Below are 17,122 nucleotides of genomic sequence, written 5' to 3'. Positions count from 1 at the left end.
GCTATCTCAGTCGCCTGCACCTGGCACATCAGGCATGGATCCGGTTGGTGCCAGTAAGATTATAGCGACTAGCCCGGCAAGCATCACACCCAAGATTAGCATGTTGAGTCGCGCAGCGTGCCCCGCCTGCTTCTTTTCTAGCCAAGTTCTAGGCCGAATATCTTTATAAAAATAAACGCCCTGCGCCGCGATCATAATACAGACGACATTCACGGTGAGCAGTAAGATCGACCGCCCAAACAAACCGAATTCACCGGCACCAAAGAAAATGCCGGCAGCGGCAGCAGGCGGCAATAGCGCCACCGCGACCATCACCCCGACGAGCGCCGCAGAAATACCAGTCACGATGGATAACGCCGCCGCAACACCCGCAGCAAGAGCTAAGACCAAAGAATCAATCCCTGCAACAGTTCTGCTCATCAGCTCGTGGCTTTCGTAATTCACACCGAGCCATAACCCCATAAGCCCCGATGTAAATACACCCAAAGCCAACCCTACGATTGCATTTCGCCCTGCGCGCGATAGCAGCTTAAAATCACCGAGTGCAATAGCGAGCGTAACTGCCAGAATTGGCCCAAGTAGCGGTGCAATAACCATCGCACCGATTACCGCAGCCACGTTATCGGCATACAGACCTAATGCCGCCACAATTGTAGAAACAAATGTAAGAACAAAAAAATCAGAACTCAGCGACGCACCAGAGGAAACATCTTGGTAGATTTCCTCCCGCAGCGCCCGCTTTTCTTTTTTCCGCTTTTCTTCTTTTAGCTCATCGTCATCATCAATTTGCGGCGCAGTCGCCTCGACTGGCAGCACCAAAATGCGCCAATCATCACCATTTTCGCAAATATCCTGCAATTCGTCCACAAGGGATTGCGCACCATTCACAGCGAAAAAGGCACGCAACACGACTAAATTATCATCACCTTTTTCCGAAAACCGCCAATGCGCTGGTTCACAATCTTCGACAGCTGACTTTACCTTTTCGATTTTTTCTGCCGGGAAAGTCGCTTCGATCAAACGCATAATTTATTCTTTTCGCCAAGTGGCTCCTTGCGGTCCATCCTCAATGACGATCCCCTTTGCGGCAAGCGTATCACGAATTTCATCGGCTCGTGCGAAGTTTTTTGACGTACGTGCCTCTAAACGCTCTTGTAACAATGCTTCGATCTCATCCGCAGACGGTCCATCAGTTGCGACACCTCTAAACCACTGCGCCGGATCGGCATTCAAAAAGCCCATCAATCGTCCGGCATTTCGCAACCGGATAATCGCATTTTCGCGCGCGGCACCATCTAGCTGACTTGAAATATCCCGAAGCTCATGCAGACCCGCAAATGCTTCCGGGGTATTAAGGTCATCTTCAAGTGCAAGCGCAACACTTTCAGGTGCGTCCCCGATATCTTCGGTGAAGGCCACCTCCTCTATCAATCGATAGAACCGGTCGAGCTGTTTTTTCGATTGCCGCAGTAATTCTTCGGTCCATTCTAGTGGCTGACGATAATGTGCCGAAAGCAATGCCCAGCGAATGACCTCGCCCGGCCAATCCTTTAACAAGTCATGAGCCAGAACAACGTTTCCTAAGGATTTTGACATTTTGTCACTTCCCATACGGAGAAAACCGTTATGCATCCAATAACGGGCTAGGGGCGCTCCTTTATGGGCGCACACTGATTGCGCGATTTCATTCTCGTGATGCGGAAAACGTAGATCCTGCCCGCCTCCATGAATATCTATAGTCTCTGCTAATTCATGACGGATCATCACTGAACATTCCAGATGCCACCCCGGACGACCTCGCCCCCACGGCGACTCCCAGCCTGGTTCAGCATCGCTGGACGGTTTCCATAAAACAAAATCCGCAGGATTCTTCTTATAGGGTGCCACCTCAACACGAGCGCCGGCTAACATCTCATCCCTGTCTACACCAGAAAGCTTTCCGTAGGCATCATAACTATCAATCGAAAAGAGAACGTGCCCATCGGCTGCGTATGCCGCCCCCAACTCAATGAGAGACTTAACCATCGCGATCATGCCATCTATGTGATCAGTGGCCGCGGGCTCAGCATTGGGGGCGAGTACACCCAACGCGCCCATATCATCACGATAGATTTGCGCGAATTTGCGCGTGATATCTCCAATCGGTTCGCCCGTACTCAGTGAGGCTTTGATGATTTTGTCATCAATATCGGTGATATTGCGCGCATAGACGACATGGTCAGCGCCGTAACGATTTCGCAAAACCCGAAACAAGAGGTCAAAAGCAACCGCGGCCCGCGCGTTACCAATATGAGCATAATTATAGACTGTCGGGCCACAGACATAGAGCGTAACCCGGTTCGGATCAGCCGGCTCAAAGACCCGTTTCTCCCGTGTCATGCTATCATATATTTTCAACGCCATATTCCCGCTCTCTCCGTCTTCTTTGTTTGCTAGCCGGAGCGCGGCAACGACGCAAGATTGTTAACCGGCACTGAAAATGGCTTTTCGCAGGCGTCAACATCGCTATGCTGCGAAAATGACCGATAAAAGCAAATTCAAAACCCGCGAAAACCTTTCCGAAAAGATCGAAGAATCTCATAGCTTCGTTCCAAAATTCGATGAAGTTGGCCTTATTCCCGCTGTGGTCAGCGACGCTACCAATGGCGATCTACTAATGGTCGCTTATATGAATGCCGAAGCCCTGCACAGAACCATCGAAACAGGCCAAGCTTGGTATTGGTCGCGATCGCGCAAAGAGTTCTGGCGCAAGGGTGCCACGTCTGGGAATACACAGCAGGTCGTCGAAATTCGAACTGATTGCGATCAAGATGTGATTCAATTAATCGTCCAACAGACTGGACCCGCGTGTCACACTGATCGTCGATCGTGCTTTTATAGGATCGTTGAGAAAAACGGCGAATACCGCCTGGCCTTTGACGAGAGCTAGCCCATCCCGCCCACGCCCTCTCGAGGGTTATGTTTTTTGTGATCCTGAATATGCGTCCAAAGGGCTAACAACACCCACGAGCCGTGGAAAATTACCCCGAAGCTAAAAATCATAGCACCATCAAATGGACCGATCGCCATTCGATTGACGAATTCGGAAAAAGTACTTAGCGGCGTCGGGTGAATGATAATTTTGCCGCAGTATGACACTGCCTGAAAACTAAAAATCCACATGTAATTTCTGCGCAACCGACGCCCCATCGCCCGCCAAAACCCGATATGGTATTGTGGCGTCATATAGTCTTGCGCCAATACATCTTGCCATTCGCCCGGTTTTGGCCGCGTTGAACTGAACAACATTGGCGCATAAAAGTTGGTTTCTATCCAACGACAGCGCGCGCGCCAAACATTGAAAAAGCGATAGCGTCGGGACTCGAGAATAAGAAACATGCAAATCAGAATGCCGACCAACAAAAGCGGTAGAGGCGAAGCATTCGGCGATGCGTAGGTAACTGACAGCGCGATCCCGAGCGTAACCACCGACCAATTGGTCGTATTATCAAGGCGCGTACGCCAAATGGTAGAGCGATAAACTTCGCCACGATAGAGATGCGCCAGAGCACCAATCTCCGCACTGTCGAATTCATTGCCGGTGCCGCCAGGGGGCGACTGCCACTGATCCCATTCTTCTCTCACCAGTCTATTGTTCACGGTTTCATCATTGCCAGCAAGGGCCCAGGAAAATCAAAGCAGCGTTATGGTCACGTCGTGATCTACACTATAGAGAGGCACGATGAATCGAATGTCCGCTGATATTTCCTATCGTACTATTTTGCGACTTGCATGGCCTGCATCTGTCGCCGCATCCGTCACGCCGCTTTTAGGCGCTGTAGACGTCTGGGCGTTAGCGCAATCATCAAGGCCGCTTGACATAGCAGCCGTCGGGCTTGGGTCGGTTATTTTCTCGCTTGCCTACTGGACATTCGGCTTCATCCGCATGAGCGTCGCCGGGTTGACCGCACAAGCCGCTGGCGCAGAAGATGAAGCGGAAACGCGCGCTGCACTCATCCGTGGTGGTGTCGTTGGGGGTGCCGTCGGGCTTATTTTGACGGTTCTACAATTCCCCATCGGCAACCTTGCCTTCACGCTTTTGGGCACCGGCTCAGAAGCCAGCAGCACAACGCTGAATGCCGGGCGAGAATATTTCGACATCCGCATCTGGGGCGCGCCCTTCGCGTTGGCATCCTATGCGGCATTCGGATGGCTCACCGCCCGTGGCCGGACAGATTTCTTGATGATTGCCAGCGTTTTTATGACGCTAATCAATATCATCCTCGATTACTGGTTCGTTGTGGGCCTCGATTGGGGGGCATCCGGCGTTGCAGCAGGCACTTTAATCGCGGAAATATCCGGCTTTTTTGTTGCCGCCGGGCTGGTTCTAATGGTCATGAGGGAACATGGCGGAATTTTAGCCCATTGGTCTAAAAAAGACATCTGGAATCCTGTGCGCCTTAAACGTACGGTCGCAATCAATTTCGACATCTTTATCCGTACACTGCTGCTCGCTTTTTCATTTGCATGGTTTGTGCAGCGTGGTGGCGCATTTGGCGATGTCACTCTCGCGGCCAATCAAGTGATGCTACAACTGTTTTTATTCACAGGATTGGCGCTAGATGGCACAGCAATCGCAGCGGAAACACTGGTTGGCCAAGCCATGGGGGCCCGTGACAAAACCACTGCGCAACGGCGTTATTACGTATCTGTACGAAAGACATTTATTCTAGCGAGCGCGGCCGCAATCGCATTTGTTATTTTTTACGCTGTCGGTGGAGATGCGATTATCGCGCTTTTGACCCCAGAAGGACAAATTCGCACGGCGACACAATTCTTCATGCCGTGGGTCATAATTAGCCCATTAATCGTCGTGACCGGATTTCAACTAGACGGTATTTTTATTGGCGCAACGCGGTCAAAAGAAATGCGCGACTCGATGATAATCTCTACGCTGGTTTTTCTACCCGCTTCGCTCTGGCTCGCCGGAAAATTCGGCAATCATGGTCTTTGGGCTGCCTTCTCAGTTTATTTCTTATTACGCGCCGCTACACTCGCCGTATGGCTTCCGCGAATTGGTCGCTCTTTCGTAGCTCAGCGGTGACCAGCGCCAACCGCCTCTTTGATGGTCCTAAACCCGTCTGCATCGAGATATCCGATCAAGTCATCCAGAATCTGTGGAACCAGCGCCGGACCTTCATAAATCAACGCCGTATAAAGCTGCACCAAACTAGCACCGCTTAAAACCTTCTCGTAGGCATCCCGTGCCGATGAAATGCCGCCAACGCCGATCAACGGAATCGCATCACCAATTTCTTGATAGAACTCGCGAAGTAACGCAGTCGACGATGCGAATAATGGCCTGCCAGAAAGGCCACCAGCTTCGGGCGCAGAATGACTACGCAAAGATGCCGAGCGCCGAATTGTCGTATTCGAAATTATCAACGCATCCAACGATAATTGTTGTGCAATCGTCGCAATGTCGACCTTGTCTTCATCTGCGAGGTCGGGGGCAATTTTTAAAAACACAGGCGTCTTTTCGGCAGACTGATCACGTGCCGAGAGAACACGCGACAAAAGATCAGTCAGCGCAGATTTATCTTGCAATGTCCGCAAACCCGGTGTGTTCGGCGAGGATATATTGACCGTATAGAAATCAACGCACCCAGCGAGCGCATGGACACCCTTTACATAATCTTCTGTTCGGTCGTTGCTGTCTTTGTTTGCACCAAGATTGATCCCGACAATACCATGGCGGTCTCTGGTGCGCAGACGGTCGCCGATAACGTTGAGGCCGTCATTATTGAAACCATACCGATTGATAACAGCCGCATCTTCGCGCAGACGAAACACACGCGGACGTGCGTTCCCTAACTGCGGGCGCGGTGTCACGGCCCCGACCTCTACGAACCCGAACCCCAAGTCGAGCATGGCGTCCGGTGCTTCAGCATTTTTATCAAAACCGGCGGCCAACCCCAACGGATTTGAAAAAGGCAATCCGGCAATTTCGGTGGCCAAACGCGGCGTTTCCTTAGCCGCCCGAGGTCCAAGACCAGTTTTGAGCATTTTAACCGTCAGACGGTGAGCCGTTTCAGGGTCCAGAAGGCTCATTGCCTGCGCACCTAGTCCTGCAAATATCATTGGCACTTTCACAAAGGCTCTCCGAACTCAAATCCGTTACCGGTTTCAATCAGCCTAACGGCGCGCTCAACGTCGGTTACCCGAAGCGAGCTATAGAGATGAGGGAAAGCGTCACCGCGCTTTGGTGCTAACTCATACTTAAGGAACTTCGCAATTGGTGCCGCGGGAATTTCAAGCAGCAGCAAATCTTTAACACCCTTAAAGTGGATATTCGCAGTCTCAAGCGCCTGATCGCGGGTCGACAAATGCATGTAACCATCCCGCGTATCGATTTCGCGTTCCGGAACCAAACCATTCACTTGAGCGCTGTTCCACTCATCCAAGGTCGCGAGACGAAAAACCGGGGCTGTTGCTTGATTATGAACCATGCCCATGCCCCTACCCCGCAGCGCGCCTCGGGTCTAGTGGGGCGGAGACAATGCTGTGCATTTGCGAAAAGCTGCAATACTGGCAATCGCCAAAACAATTCGGTCGTTCTTCTAGCTAGACAGCATTATGCGATTCCGGCAGATGTTCTTGATGAGAACATATAGAATTTTGCTGGGCGTGATTATCGCTCTTGCGGCGGGGTTTACTTCTTACAGTTTTGGATTACCGCGCGAAATGGTAGCAACAATCGCTATCACCGCGTTAACCGCCGCTTGGTGGGTGACCGAAGCTTTACCGATTCCTGCCACATCCTTAGTGCCTTTTGCCCTCTTCCCGCTGGCGGGCGTCATGGATCAACGCGAAGCCGCAGCATCGCTCGGTAGTTATGTCATTGTACTCCTGATGGCGTCATTCATGCTCTCAAAAGCTCTAGAAAAGTCACGCGTGCATGAACGTCTGGCGCTATACATGATCAAATTTGTGGGTACCTCAGGCCGTAGATTGGTTTTGGGCTTCATGATCGCCGCAGCGCTATTGTCTATGTGGATATCCAATACGGCGACCACTTTAATGCTCGCGACCATGGCGCTCGCGATCCTCTCTCAGACTGACAATCCAAAATTAGCAACACCGCTCTTATTGGGCATTGCTTATGCTGCCTCTTTTGGCGGCACCGCAACATTAATCGGAACGCCGCCAAACCTCATCTTTGCTGATGCCTATTTTAAGGCCACTGGCACAGAATTATCATTCCTGAGCTGGATGAAGATCGGTGTGCCCATTGTTGTGATTGGTGTCCCTATCATGGGGTTATGGCTGACCCGTTCCATGAGCGGTGTAAAAACACCCGAACTCACAGAACCAGGCCCTTGGCGAAGCGAAGAAAAGCGCACGCTTATTATTTTTGCGATTGCTATTTTTCTTTGGATAACGCGCATCGAACCTTTCGGTGGCTGGGCGGGTCTTCTGGGGATGGAAGGCGCTGGCGATTCAACTGTTGCGATATTCGCTGTCGTGCTCATGTTTTTGGTGCCTAACGGAAAAGGCGGTGCCGTACTCGACTGGAAATACGCAGTAGATATCCCTTGGGGTATGTTGTTGTTATTTGCGGGTGGCATTTGTATTGCCGCTGGCTTCCGTGCCAGTGGGCTAGATATACTGATCGGTGAACAGCTCACGGGGCTGACCAATGCTCCCATATTCATTATGATGCTGGGTCTATGCTTGGCCGTGACTTTCCTCACCGAAATCACGTCGAACACAGCAACTGCAAATCTATTGATGCCGCTTTTGGCAGCAGTCGCGATGGGGTCGGGCATGAGGCCCGAATTGCTGATGATACCCGCAGCGATATCTTGTTCTTGCGCCTTCATGCTTCCAGTGGCGACAGCGCCGAACGCTATCATTTATGGAACAGGAAAGATTTCAATTGCGAGCATGGCGCGCGAAGGCGCAATGCTCAATGTGATTGTAGCCTTTATTGTAGCAAGTGTTTGTTGGTTCGCCTTAACCTAGGCTCCAGCGTCATTTGCAGTCATATGCCGCGCGCGCGCCGCGTGGTCTATAGCTTGCGCACCTTCATCAGTGACCTTTAGCGCATTGCGGATCAACTCGAGCACGCGAATCTCTGTCAGATCGAGATTTTCATCCGCAGTAATTACCTCGACCGCGGCTGCGTAGGCAGTTTCGGTCAGATGCTTTGGCAATGCGCTCGCCGCGGCTTCAAGCACCTTATGTAGGCCACCATCTGATGACATCAGCGCACCACAAGCCTCCGCAGTCTTGACCAGACCGCTCTCATCCTCGTCTGAAAAGAGCGGAAATGACCGAACCACACGACCGATTGTGCGTAATTCAACATCCGTAATCATCCCGTCTGAGGCGGAAGCCATAACCATCAGATAGATGACGGCTTCTTGCGGTGTTAAGGCTGCAGGGCCTGTTGCCATAAAAACGCTCCTAAAATGCGGTGGCTATGGCATCAATTGATGCCGATCTGGCGCGAAGCTAGCCGTGGAACCCGCAAACGGCAACCTCGAAGAGCGCAATGTGGGTGGAGGAGAATTGACGCAGCGCGAGCGAACGTTAAACCTCCGGCTTTAAACACCTAGAAAGTAAAATCATGACCGCCCAGTACATCAAGAATTTCACCGCCGAAGAGGCTCTGAGCGCCAAATCATGGCCGTTTCAGGAAGCAAGAAACCTCATAAAGCGTCTTGATAAGCTAAAAAAGGACGGTCCTGTTGTTTTTGAAACGGGTTATGGTCCTTCTGGCCCTCCCCACATTGGTACTTTTGGCGAAGTTGCGCGCACAACCATGGTTCGCCGCGCCTTTGAATTGCTCACCGGGCGCGAAACCCGTTTGATTTCCATCTCTGATGATATGGACGGCATGCGCAAAGTTCCGCCACAACTGCCAAATCAAGAACTCTTGACGGACTTCCTACAAAAGCCTTTGACCGATGTGCCTGACCCATGGGGTACACATCAGAGTTTTGCGCATCATAACAATGCAAAGCTCCGTGATTTTCTTGATCAATTCGGTTTCGACTATGAATTTAAGTCGTCTACAGATTGCTATCGTTCTGGCGAATTCGATTCAACATTGATCCGTGTACTCGAATGCTATGACGCGGTTATGGACATTATTCTTCCGACCTTGGGCGAAGAACGTCGCGCGAGCTATTCTCCGATCCTGCCAATTTCCCCGAGCACTGGCCGCGTGCTTTATGTCCCTATGCTCGAAATCGATGCCAAAAAGGGAGAAGTCGTATTCGAGGACGAGGACGGCACAAAAATCCGCACGAGCGTCGGCGGCGGAAACACCAAACTTCAGTGGAAAGTTGATTGGGCCGGACGGTGGTTTGCATTCGGCGTTGACTATGAAATGTCGGGCGAAGATCTAACCGAATCGGTCCGCCTCTCAAATCGGGTCGTCAAAGCATTGGGCGGTGAACCACCCGCCGGTTTCAATTACCAACTCTTCCTTGATGAGGAAGGTAAGAAAATTTCAAAGACCAAAGGCAATGGTATTTCGATCGAAGAATGGCTGACTTACGCATCACCCGAGAGCCTTTCTCTTTACATGTTCCAAAGCCCGAAATCTGCCAAAAAGCTTTATTTCGACATCATCCCAAAGGTGGCCGACGAATATTGGTCGCATCTTGAGAAATATGGACAACTAGAAGGAGCAAAGGCGCTCGATAATCCAGCCTGGCACATCCATGAAGGCAAACCGCCCGCCCTTATGCCGCCAGTAAACTTTGCGATGCTTCTCAATTTGGTCAATGCGGCTGGTGCAGGCGACGAGGATGTGCTGCGCGGTTTCATCAAAAAATACCGCCCCGATGCCAGCGGCAAAGAATTGGCAGCAGCCAATGCTATGATCACTTTCGCAGGCCGTTATTACGATGCCTTTATCAAGCCCAACAAAAAATACCGGGCACCGACCGAAAATGAGCGTGCGGCACTCGAAATGCTGTCCGCACGCTTCAAAGAAATCGGCGATGAGGGTGCCGAAGGCGATTACCAAACGGCGGTATTTGACGCTGGCAAAGCCAACGGATTCGAGAATATTCGTGACTGGTTCAAAGGACTCTACGAAGTAGTATTTGGCCAAGAGCAAGGACCACGGATGGGACCTTTCGCTAAGATATATGGTGCGAAAGCGACCGCACAACTCATCGACGAAGCGCTGGCACGTTAGTTGAACCAAAACTGAGATTGAGTGTTTGCTATAAATGCGAACACTCATTTTTACTCTGATTACGGTCCTTTTTTGTCTTCAACCGCTCGTGTTAGCGCAGAGCGAAATCGACCCCGATCCCGTTATTAACGCCGCCCCGCCCGACGCAAGTGATAAAGAGATCACTAAGCGCATCGCAGAAATTTTTGCGCAGATCGAAACACTCAGCCAAGTAGAGGCGACCGTCTCCGCAGGCGTCGTTACCCTAAATGGACAAACCGCGAGTAGTGACGCCGCAGAACGCGCAGAGGCAATAGCGTCGCGGATCGACGGCGTCGTCACCGTCGAAAACAAAATCGAACGAGACGTTTCTGTTTCTACACGTATTACCCCGGCTGTCTCTCAGTTAGAAAGTGTTGTTCAAGACTCGATTCGCACCGCTCCTCTTATTGCACTTGCCATATTAGCGCTTGTCGTCATTGCATTCACTGGGTGGATTCTAAGCCGGTGGCGCTGGTTATGGGATCGCGTTACACCCAATAGCTTTATTGCCGAATTGGTAACCACGACGACGCGTTCCGTTTTCTTTTTGATTGCCCTTGTTGTCGCCCTTAGTATTCTTGATGCCACAGCGCTGTTAGGCGCATTCTTAGGCGCGGCCGGTGTTCTCGGATTAGCGATCGGTTTTGCCGTAAGGGACACGATTGAAAACTATATTGCATCTATCATGCTTTCTTTGCGTCAACCGTTTCGCCCCAACGAGCACGTAGTTATTGATGGAAACGAAGGCCATGTAATTCGACTAACGTCGCGAGCGACTATCCTAATGACAGTGGACGGCAACCATCTTCGAATTCCAAATGCGTCAGTATTCAAGGCTGTTATTCTGAACTACACAAGAAACCCCGAACGTCGTTTCGAATTTGAACTTGGTATCGATGCCGACGATGATCCATTAGCAGCGATCGAAACCGGATTAGCGGCGATTTCAGGTCTCGCGTTTGTTTTGGATGCGCCAAAACCTATAGCGTTTATTCAAAATGTGGGTGATTCAAATATAGTGATCGACTTTGCAGCTTGGATTGATCAAAGCACCGCAAATTTTCAAAAGTCGCGTTCAATCGCGCTTTCGTCCGCAAAAAATGCATTGGAATCAGCCGGTTTTGCTCTTCCGGAACCGATTTACCGCTTACGATTTGACGACAATATTCTCCCTGACGCTGCTACTTTCGCAAATGCCGAAAGAAAAGAAGAAGTACCAGCGGCGGCGTCCGTCAAGAAAACCCATGTATCGCACGAGCAGCGCCAAGAAGCGCTGGACGTCACCCCAGACAAACACATTGTAGAAAAAATTGAAGACGAGCGTCGTGAGAACGCAGACGACGATTTACTCTCTCAATCCGCACCGGTGGAATAAAGCGTTCTCCAACCTCCCGAGTTGTAAACACTCATTGTTGATTGGTTAATTTTTTAGCAGCCGCTGAATGAAAGCGCTAACGACGACAATTCCGCACCATACTCATGGCCATTTCTTGGCAGAACCTTCCAATCCAACATTACAACCCCATACCAGAATCAATTCAGGCAGGAATCAATTGAGGCGAAATTTGGGCCGGGTTCGGAGTAATTAAACTATCGCACTTTGAATGAAATGGTGTTATATTGTTTAAGCACAAGTCACCAATACGAAACGAATTATTAGGAGCCTTTCGGTTAACCTAGAATTGCGCGCCCTATGGCGACGCATACGGGGTGGGATTTTATCGAATTCGGGCGAAGGAAGAAACTGAAAGCAGATTAGGAACATCGATATGATGCGCATTGCTCACGAAGAAGGGATTAAACTGATTGTTGATCAGCCTTGCTTCGCTACCAACAAGCGCCATATCTTTTATATGAAACAGTTAAGTACCATCGTCGAAGAAATAGTTTTCCGACATGAATTGCAGGATGGCTTTATAGAATGAGTGGGGGCGCTGGTTAGACCAGCGCCTTTTTTGTTTCCAACAGCGGAAGGACCGCAATCGAACGAGTGAAAAGTGAGCGTGTGATTATGACCAACGAATCCCTCGATGTCTTTGACAAGTTTTCTGAAGGCTATACGAAGATGAAACAAGAGGCGATGAGCCTCAGAGATTATCTTCTTGCCGCTCGTGATGATGAAATGCTCTATGCCTCCCCTGCGGAGCGAATGGTCAAAGCTATAGGCGAACCGGAACTGGTCGATACGTCGAAAGACCCACGGTTAGCGCGAATTTTTTCCAATAGGACGATACGCCATTACAAAGCCTTTGACGGCTTTTTCGGGATGGAAGACACGATCGAACGGATTGTTTCTTTCTTCCGGTATGCTGCGCAAGGGCTCGAAGAAAAGCGCCAGATTCTCTACCTTTTAGGGCCGGTCGGCGGCGGTAAATCTTCGCTTGCGGAACGTCTAAAAGACATGATGGAAACATATCCGATCTACGTCCTCAAAGCTGGCGATGAAATTTCACCGGTCTTTGAAAGCCCGCTTGGATTGTTTCAATCCGACGAATTAAAAAGTTTACTCGAAGAAAAATACGGAATCGAAAAACGCCGGCTTTCCGGTTTAATGAGTCCGTGGGCCGTAAAGCGATTAGACGAATTTGGCGGTGACATTTCTAAATTCGAAGTGGTTCGACTTTTCCCCTCGAAAATGCGCCAAACCGCTCTCGCTAAAACCGAACCGGGCGACGAAAACAATCAAGATATTTCGACCCTCGTCGGTAAAGTCGACATCAGAAAGCTTGAACACTTTAGTCAAGATGATACGGACGCTTATTCCTATTCAGGCGGGCTTTGCCGGGCGAACCAAGGACTTCTTGAATTTGTTGAGATGTTCAAAGCCCCAATTAAAGTGTTGCACCCGCTGCTGACCGCAACGCAGGAATCCAATTACATTGGCACGGAAGCGCTTGGCCCGATTCCATTCCAAGGCGTTATTCTTGCGCACTCAAACGAAAGTGAATGGCAACAGTTTCGCGCCAACAAAAATAATGAAGCTTTCCTTGACCGCATCAATGTTATCAAGGTTCCATATTGCCTGCGCGTGACGGAAGAACAAAAAATTTACGAAAAGTTGCTCGCCCATTCAGAGCTTTCCGCAGCACCATGCGCGCCCGAAACTTTAGACCTCCTGGCACGGTTCTCAGTTCTAACGCGCCTAAGAGAGCACGAAAACTCAAACCTTTATTCCAAACTTCGTGTTTATGATGGCGAAAAACTAAAAGACACAGATCCGAAAGCAAAGACACAACAAGAGTATAAAGACGCCGCCGGCATCGACGAAGGCATGGACGGGATCTCCACTCGGTTTGCCTATAAGGTTCTCTCGGAGACATTCAATTTTGATACAGACGAAGTTGCGGCTGATCCAGTTCACCTGATGTATGTGCTCGAAACTGCGATAAAGCGTGAACAATACCCAGATGAAACCGAGAAACAGTATCTCGACTTCATCAAATCAGAGCTTTCTGCGCGATATGCCGATTTCATTGGCAAGGAAATTCAAAAAGCCTATCTCGAAAGCTATGCTGAATACGGTCAAAACCTCTTTGACCGCTATATATCCTTTGCTGACGCATGGATTGAAGACCAAGACTACAAAGACCCCGACACCGGACAACTGCTTGATCGCGCGACGTTAGATCAAGAACTTTCAAAAATTGAAAAACCGGCAGGAATCGCAAACCCCAAAGACTTCCGAAATGAAGTCGTCAAGTTTTCCTTACGGGCACGCGCTAATAATGACGGCATGAATCCCAAATGGACTTCCTACGAAAAACTTCGCAATGTGATCGAAAAACGCATGTTCTCGCAGGTTGAAGATTTGCTGCCAGTAATTTCTTTTGATTCCAAAAAAGATAGTGACACGGAACAAAAACACGAAAACTTTGTCAGTCGAATGACCGAGCGCGGATACACCGCGCGTCAGGTAAGGCGCCTTGTCGAATGGTATATGCGTGTAAACAAAGCGGGTTAAACGAAAGGCGCGGCAACGCGTAGTCATGAGCGGGTATCCCCCCTTCATAACGCCGCCCGCCGCGAATATGCAGTGGACTCATTTCACTTTATCGATCGTCGTAAAAACCCAAAGGGCAAATCGCTTGGCAATCGTCAGCGTTTTTTGAAGCGCGCGCGCACCCAAATCAAAGAGGCCGTGAATAAATCATTGCGGGATCGTTCGGTCAAAGAACTCGATAAGGGTGAGAAAATTTCAATCCCTTCGAAATCAACAGCGGAACCTCGCTTTACCCATGACCGTGAAAAAGGCGCGCGCGAAGCTGTCCACCCCGGCAACAAAGAGTTTAACGCCGGCGACCGCCTCAAAAAGCCACCGAAAGGCGGTGGTCGCGGACGCGGAAAAGACGCAAGTGATTCTGGCGAGGGTGAAGATGAATTTCAGTTCACCCTGACGCAAGAAGAGTTTCTCGACATATTTTTTGAGGACCTTGAATTACCAAATTTGGTCAAAAGGTCCCTCAAAGAGATTAAAGCCTACGCGTTTAAGCGCGCTGGCATCACGGTTTCTGGCGCACCCACCAATATGAATCTAGTCCGTACGATGCGGAATGCCCATGGGCGACGGTTGGCATTAAAGCGCCCCTCCACCAAAGCCATGAACGCGCTAAAAGAGCGACTTTTTCAACTTGAGCGTATTGCGCAACCGACCAACGAAGAAATAGCTGAAAAGAAAAGCGTCATTGCCGAACTTGAAGAAATGGAACGTCGCCGGCGTTTCACGCCGTTCATCGACCCCCTTGATTTACGTTTTAATTCCTATGAGCCAACACCAGTCGAGACAACAGCGGCGGTTATGTTTTGCCTGATGGATGTTTCAGGATCGATGGGTGAACGCGAAAAAGACCTCGCTAAACGATTCTATATGTTGCTCTATCTATTTCTCAAACGTCGTTATGAACGCGTAGAAGTTGTTTTCATTCGCCACACACATCATGCTGAGGAGGTCGATGAAGAGACGTTTTTCTATTCACGACAATCAGGCGGGACCGTCGTTTCAACCGCACTAGAGAAAATGTTGGAAGTCCAAAAAGAGAGATTTCCAGCACACGAATGGAATATCTATGTGGCGCAAGCGTCTGATGGATTCACCCAAAGCGGTGACGCAAAACGTTGCGTTGAAATGCTCAACGATGATGTAATGCCGATCTCTCAGTACTATGCGTACATAGAAATTCTCGACGAGCGAGAGTTGGAAGTTTTCTCTAACGCCGATTCCGGTGCCGAGCTTTGGCGGGCCTACCGTAACCTCGCGCCCGCTTGGCCAAATTTTGCCCAAACCCGCATTGCGCGACCCCAAGACATTTTCCCTGTCTTCCGTGAATTGTTCGCTCGGAACAGCAAGGAGGCTGCGTGAACGAAACCGCCACCTCTCTTCTTTATGCAGATTCTGAATGGAACTTTGATCGGCTGAAGACGGCCTATGACGCGATCGAAGATATCGCGTTGAATGACCTTGGTCTCAACGTTTATCCTAATCAAATCGAGATTATATCGTCTGAACAAATGCTTGATGCGTATTCATCGCATGGCATGCCGCTGATGTATAAACATTGGTCATTTGGCAAACATTTCGCGCGCGACCAGATGAGCTATCAAAAAGGTTGGTCGGGCCTTGCCTATGAAATCGTAATTAATTCCGATCCATGCATCGCCTATTTGATGGAAGAAAATACGATGACCATGCAATCTCTGGTCATGGCACATGCCTCTTTTGGTCATAATCATTTCTTCAAGAACAATTATTTATTCCGGCAGTGGACCGATGCGGAAGCCATTCTGCCCTATTTAGATTTTTCAAAAAAATACATTGCCAAATGCGAAGATGAGTTTGGTCTTGAAGAAGTGGAGGCGGTTCTTGATGCCGCGCATGCATTAATGGATCAAGGGGTATTCCGATATAATCGCCCCCCGCGTTTATCAGAAGCCGACAGAATAGAAAAAATAGCAGCGCGGATCAGGCACGAAGAAACCAATTTCAATGACATATGGCGTACTCTTCCGAATACCGAAGAAAACGAAAACGAAAAAGAAGAACGACAAGCAGAAATCCGCGACATCAAGCTACCTGAAGAAAACCTTCTCTATTTTATAGAAAAAGCCAGCCCCATTTTGCGGCCGTGGCAACGAGAGTTAGTGCGTATCGTTCGAAATATTGCACAATATTTTTATCCGCAAAAGCAAACTAAGGTAATGAACGAAGGCTGCGCAACTTTTGTGCACCACTACATCATGAACGAGCTATATAATCGCGGCCAAATTAACGAAGGCTCCATCATGGAATTTTTGCACTCTCATGCATCCGTAGTATTCCAGCCAGAATTTGACGACCCTCGCTATTCAGGCATTAATCCCTACGCACTTGGTTTCGCTATGATGGAAGACATCAAACGAATTTGCGAAGATCCGAAATCCGAGGACCACGAATGGTTTCCCGACATTGCAGGTTCGAATGACTGGAGATCCGTTCTAAAAGATGCCTGGTCAGATTACCGAGATGAGAGCTTTATTTTGCAATATCTATCGCCGACTGTGATGCGTAATATGCGCATGTTTGCCCTTGGTGACGTCGCAGAAGATTCTCATGTTGAAATCGCGGCCATTCACAACGAGCACGGATTTCGTCGTGTGCGACAAACACTTTCAACAATGTATGATCTAGGTATGAACGAGACAAATATTCAAGTGATTGGTGCCGATTTAGATGGCGACCGTACGCTTCATTTACGTCATACTGTTCACAACAATAAATTGCTCAAAGAAGATACTAGCGAGTCTGTTTTAACCCACATAGAAAGCCTGTGGGGCTATGATGTGATCATGGATGAACAGCCTGCTTAGCTATATATTCCGTATAGTTATCGTTCCTTTTGCGGTGCAATATTTACAAAATTGATCCAATGTGAA

The 17,122-nt window shown here is 49.5% G+C and carries 15 protein-coding genes; 9 read left to right on the top strand and 6 right to left on the bottom strand.

All coding sequences use genetic code 11. The features are described from left to right. Positions 1-6: 6 nt before the first annotated feature. Together ABFZ84_RS05945 and cysS are read right to left on the bottom strand one after the other, a co-directional pair. Positions 7-1,026: a TIGR00341 family protein gene (locus ABFZ84_RS05945; protein WP_369313031.1), complete on the bottom strand. Its 1,020-nt coding sequence runs from the start codon at positions 1,024-1,026 to the stop codon at positions 7-9. Between the two features lie 3 nt (positions 1,027-1,029). After that, positions 1,030-2,403: a cysteine--tRNA ligase gene (gene cysS, locus ABFZ84_RS05940; RefSeq protein ID WP_369313030.1), complete on the bottom strand. Its 1,374-nt coding sequence runs from the start codon at positions 2,401-2,403 to the stop codon at positions 1,030-1,032. Positions 2,404-2,518: 115 nt separating this feature from the next. Here cysS and hisI point away from each other — a divergent pair, with 115 nt between their 5' ends. Next, complete coding sequence (hisI, locus tag ABFZ84_RS05935; RefSeq protein ID WP_369313029.1) at positions 2,519-2,929, top strand: phosphoribosyl-AMP cyclohydrolase; 411 nt, start codon at positions 2,519-2,521, stop codon at positions 2,927-2,929. On the opposite strand, the gene ABFZ84_RS05930 is transcribed toward hisI, so the two are convergent. Continuing rightward, positions 2,926-3,639, bottom strand: a complete 714-nt coding sequence (locus ABFZ84_RS05930; protein ID WP_369313028.1) for a DUF2270 domain-containing protein — start codon at positions 3,637-3,639, stop codon at positions 2,926-2,928. The two genes, hisI and ABFZ84_RS05930, sit on opposite strands and share 4 nt — an antisense overlap. Positions 3,640-3,721: 82 nt before the next feature. On the opposite strand from ABFZ84_RS05930, the gene ABFZ84_RS05925 reads away from it, so the two are divergent. Further along, positions 3,722-5,083, top strand: coding sequence for an MATE family efflux transporter (locus tag ABFZ84_RS05925; protein WP_369313026.1), 1,362 nt, complete (start codon positions 3,722-3,724; stop codon positions 5,081-5,083). On the opposite strand, the gene ABFZ84_RS05920 is transcribed toward ABFZ84_RS05925, so the two are convergent. Beyond that, positions 5,074-6,090: a quinone-dependent dihydroorotate dehydrogenase gene (locus tag ABFZ84_RS05920; protein ID WP_369313025.1), complete on the bottom strand. Its 1,017-nt coding sequence runs from the start codon at positions 6,088-6,090 to the stop codon at positions 5,074-5,076. The two genes, ABFZ84_RS05925 and ABFZ84_RS05920, sit on opposite strands and share 10 nt — an antisense overlap. Before the next feature lie 38 nt (positions 6,091-6,128). Continuing rightward, positions 6,129-6,488 carry a DUF952 domain-containing protein gene (locus tag ABFZ84_RS05915; protein ID WP_369313024.1) on the bottom strand — a complete coding sequence of 120 codons (360 nt, stop codon included), beginning with the start codon at positions 6,486-6,488 and terminating at the stop codon, positions 6,129-6,131. Positions 6,489-6,630: 142 nt separating this feature from the next. Between ABFZ84_RS05915 and ABFZ84_RS05910 the strand changes: the two genes are divergently transcribed. Beyond that, the gene (locus ABFZ84_RS05910) at positions 6,631-8,004 is read left to right on the top strand and encodes an SLC13 family permease (protein ID WP_407067073.1); all 1,374 of its coding nucleotides are present in this window, start codon (positions 6,631-6,633) and stop codon (positions 8,002-8,004) included. On the opposite strand, the gene ABFZ84_RS05905 is transcribed toward ABFZ84_RS05910, so the two are convergent. Beyond that, positions 8,001-8,438: a tellurite resistance TerB family protein gene (locus tag ABFZ84_RS05905; RefSeq protein WP_369313021.1), complete on the bottom strand. Its 438-nt coding sequence runs from the start codon at positions 8,436-8,438 to the stop codon at positions 8,001-8,003. The two genes, ABFZ84_RS05910 and ABFZ84_RS05905, sit on opposite strands and share 4 nt — an antisense overlap. A 173-nt stretch (positions 8,439-8,611) precedes the next feature. Between ABFZ84_RS05905 and ABFZ84_RS05900 the strand changes: the two genes are divergently transcribed. The 6 genes from ABFZ84_RS05900 (at position 8,612) to ABFZ84_RS05875 (ending at position 17,056) form a co-directional block, all read left to right on the top strand. Then, positions 8,612-10,195, top strand: a complete 1,584-nt coding sequence (locus ABFZ84_RS05900) for a lysine--tRNA ligase (RefSeq protein ID WP_369313020.1) — start codon at positions 8,612-8,614, stop codon at positions 10,193-10,195. A 34-nt stretch (positions 10,196-10,229) separates the two neighbouring features. Further along, the gene (locus ABFZ84_RS05895) at positions 10,230-11,591 is read left to right on the top strand and encodes a mechanosensitive ion channel domain-containing protein (protein ID WP_369313019.1); all 1,362 of its coding nucleotides are present in this window, start codon (positions 10,230-10,232) and stop codon (positions 11,589-11,591) included. Between the two features lie 394 nt (positions 11,592-11,985). Further along, complete coding sequence (locus ABFZ84_RS05890) at positions 11,986-12,141, top strand: hypothetical protein (RefSeq protein ID WP_369313018.1); 156 nt, start codon at positions 11,986-11,988, stop codon at positions 12,139-12,141. A gap of 86 nt (positions 12,142-12,227) precedes the next feature. Continuing rightward, complete coding sequence (locus ABFZ84_RS05885; protein ID WP_369313017.1) at positions 12,228-14,177, top strand: PrkA family serine protein kinase; 1,950 nt, start codon at positions 12,228-12,230, stop codon at positions 14,175-14,177. A 72-nt stretch (positions 14,178-14,249) separates the two neighbouring features. Then, a complete protein-coding gene (locus tag ABFZ84_RS05880; protein WP_369313016.1) occupies positions 14,250-15,572 on the top strand; it encodes a YeaH/YhbH family protein in 1,323 nt (440 codons plus the stop codon). Continuing rightward, complete coding sequence (locus tag ABFZ84_RS05875; protein WP_369313014.1) at positions 15,569-17,056, top strand: SpoVR family protein; 1,488 nt, start codon at positions 15,569-15,571, stop codon at positions 17,054-17,056. The genes ABFZ84_RS05880 and ABFZ84_RS05875 overlap by 4 nt, the downstream gene beginning before the upstream one ends. The last annotated feature ends 66 nt before the right edge of the window (positions 17,057-17,122 follow it).

The sequence above is a fragment of the Hyphococcus lacteus genome (assembly GCF_041058985.1).
Classification (GTDB): Bacteria; Pseudomonadota; Alphaproteobacteria; order Caulobacterales; family Parvularculaceae; genus Hyphococcus; species Hyphococcus lacteus.
The sequence above is the reverse complement of the archived record's forward strand: the minus strand, read 5'-3'. Positions and strand labels throughout refer to the sequence as shown.

Excerpts from the sequence above, each read along its gene's own strand:
- ABFZ84_RS05910 (WP_407067073.1), top strand. The coding sequence starts at position 6,631 with ATGTTCTTGATGAGAACATATAGAATTTTGCTGGGCGTGATTATCGCT.
- ABFZ84_RS05905 (WP_369313021.1), bottom strand. The coding sequence starts at position 8,438 with ATGGCAACAGGCCCTGCAGCCTTAACACCGCAAGAAGCCGTCATCTAT.
- hisI (WP_369313029.1), top strand. The coding sequence starts at position 2,519 with ATGACCGATAAAAGCAAATTCAAAACCCGCGAAAACCTTTCCGAAAAG.
- cysS (WP_369313030.1), bottom strand. The coding sequence starts at position 2,403 with ATGGCGTTGAAAATATATGATAGCATGACACGGGAGAAACGGGTCTTT.
- ABFZ84_RS05915 (WP_369313024.1), bottom strand. The coding sequence starts at position 6,488 with ATGGTTCATAATCAAGCAACAGCCCCGGTTTTTCGTCTCGCGACCTTG.
- ABFZ84_RS05945 (WP_369313031.1), bottom strand. The coding sequence starts at position 1,026 with ATGCGTTTGATCGAAGCGACTTTCCCGGCAGAAAAAATCGAAAAGGTA.
- ABFZ84_RS05890 (WP_369313018.1), top strand. The coding sequence starts at position 11,986 with ATGATGCGCATTGCTCACGAAGAAGGGATTAAACTGATTGTTGATCAG.
- ABFZ84_RS05885 (WP_369313017.1), top strand. The coding sequence starts at position 12,228 with ATGACCAACGAATCCCTCGATGTCTTTGACAAGTTTTCTGAAGGCTAT.
- ABFZ84_RS05900 (WP_369313020.1), top strand. The coding sequence starts at position 8,612 with ATGACCGCCCAGTACATCAAGAATTTCACCGCCGAAGAGGCTCTGAGC.
- ABFZ84_RS05895 (WP_369313019.1), top strand. The coding sequence starts at position 10,230 with ATGCGAACACTCATTTTTACTCTGATTACGGTCCTTTTTTGTCTTCAA.
- ABFZ84_RS05920 (WP_369313025.1), bottom strand. The coding sequence starts at position 6,090 with ATGAGCCTTCTGGACCCTGAAACGGCTCACCGTCTGACGGTTAAAATG.
- ABFZ84_RS05925 (WP_369313026.1), top strand. The coding sequence starts at position 3,722 with ATGAATCGAATGTCCGCTGATATTTCCTATCGTACTATTTTGCGACTT.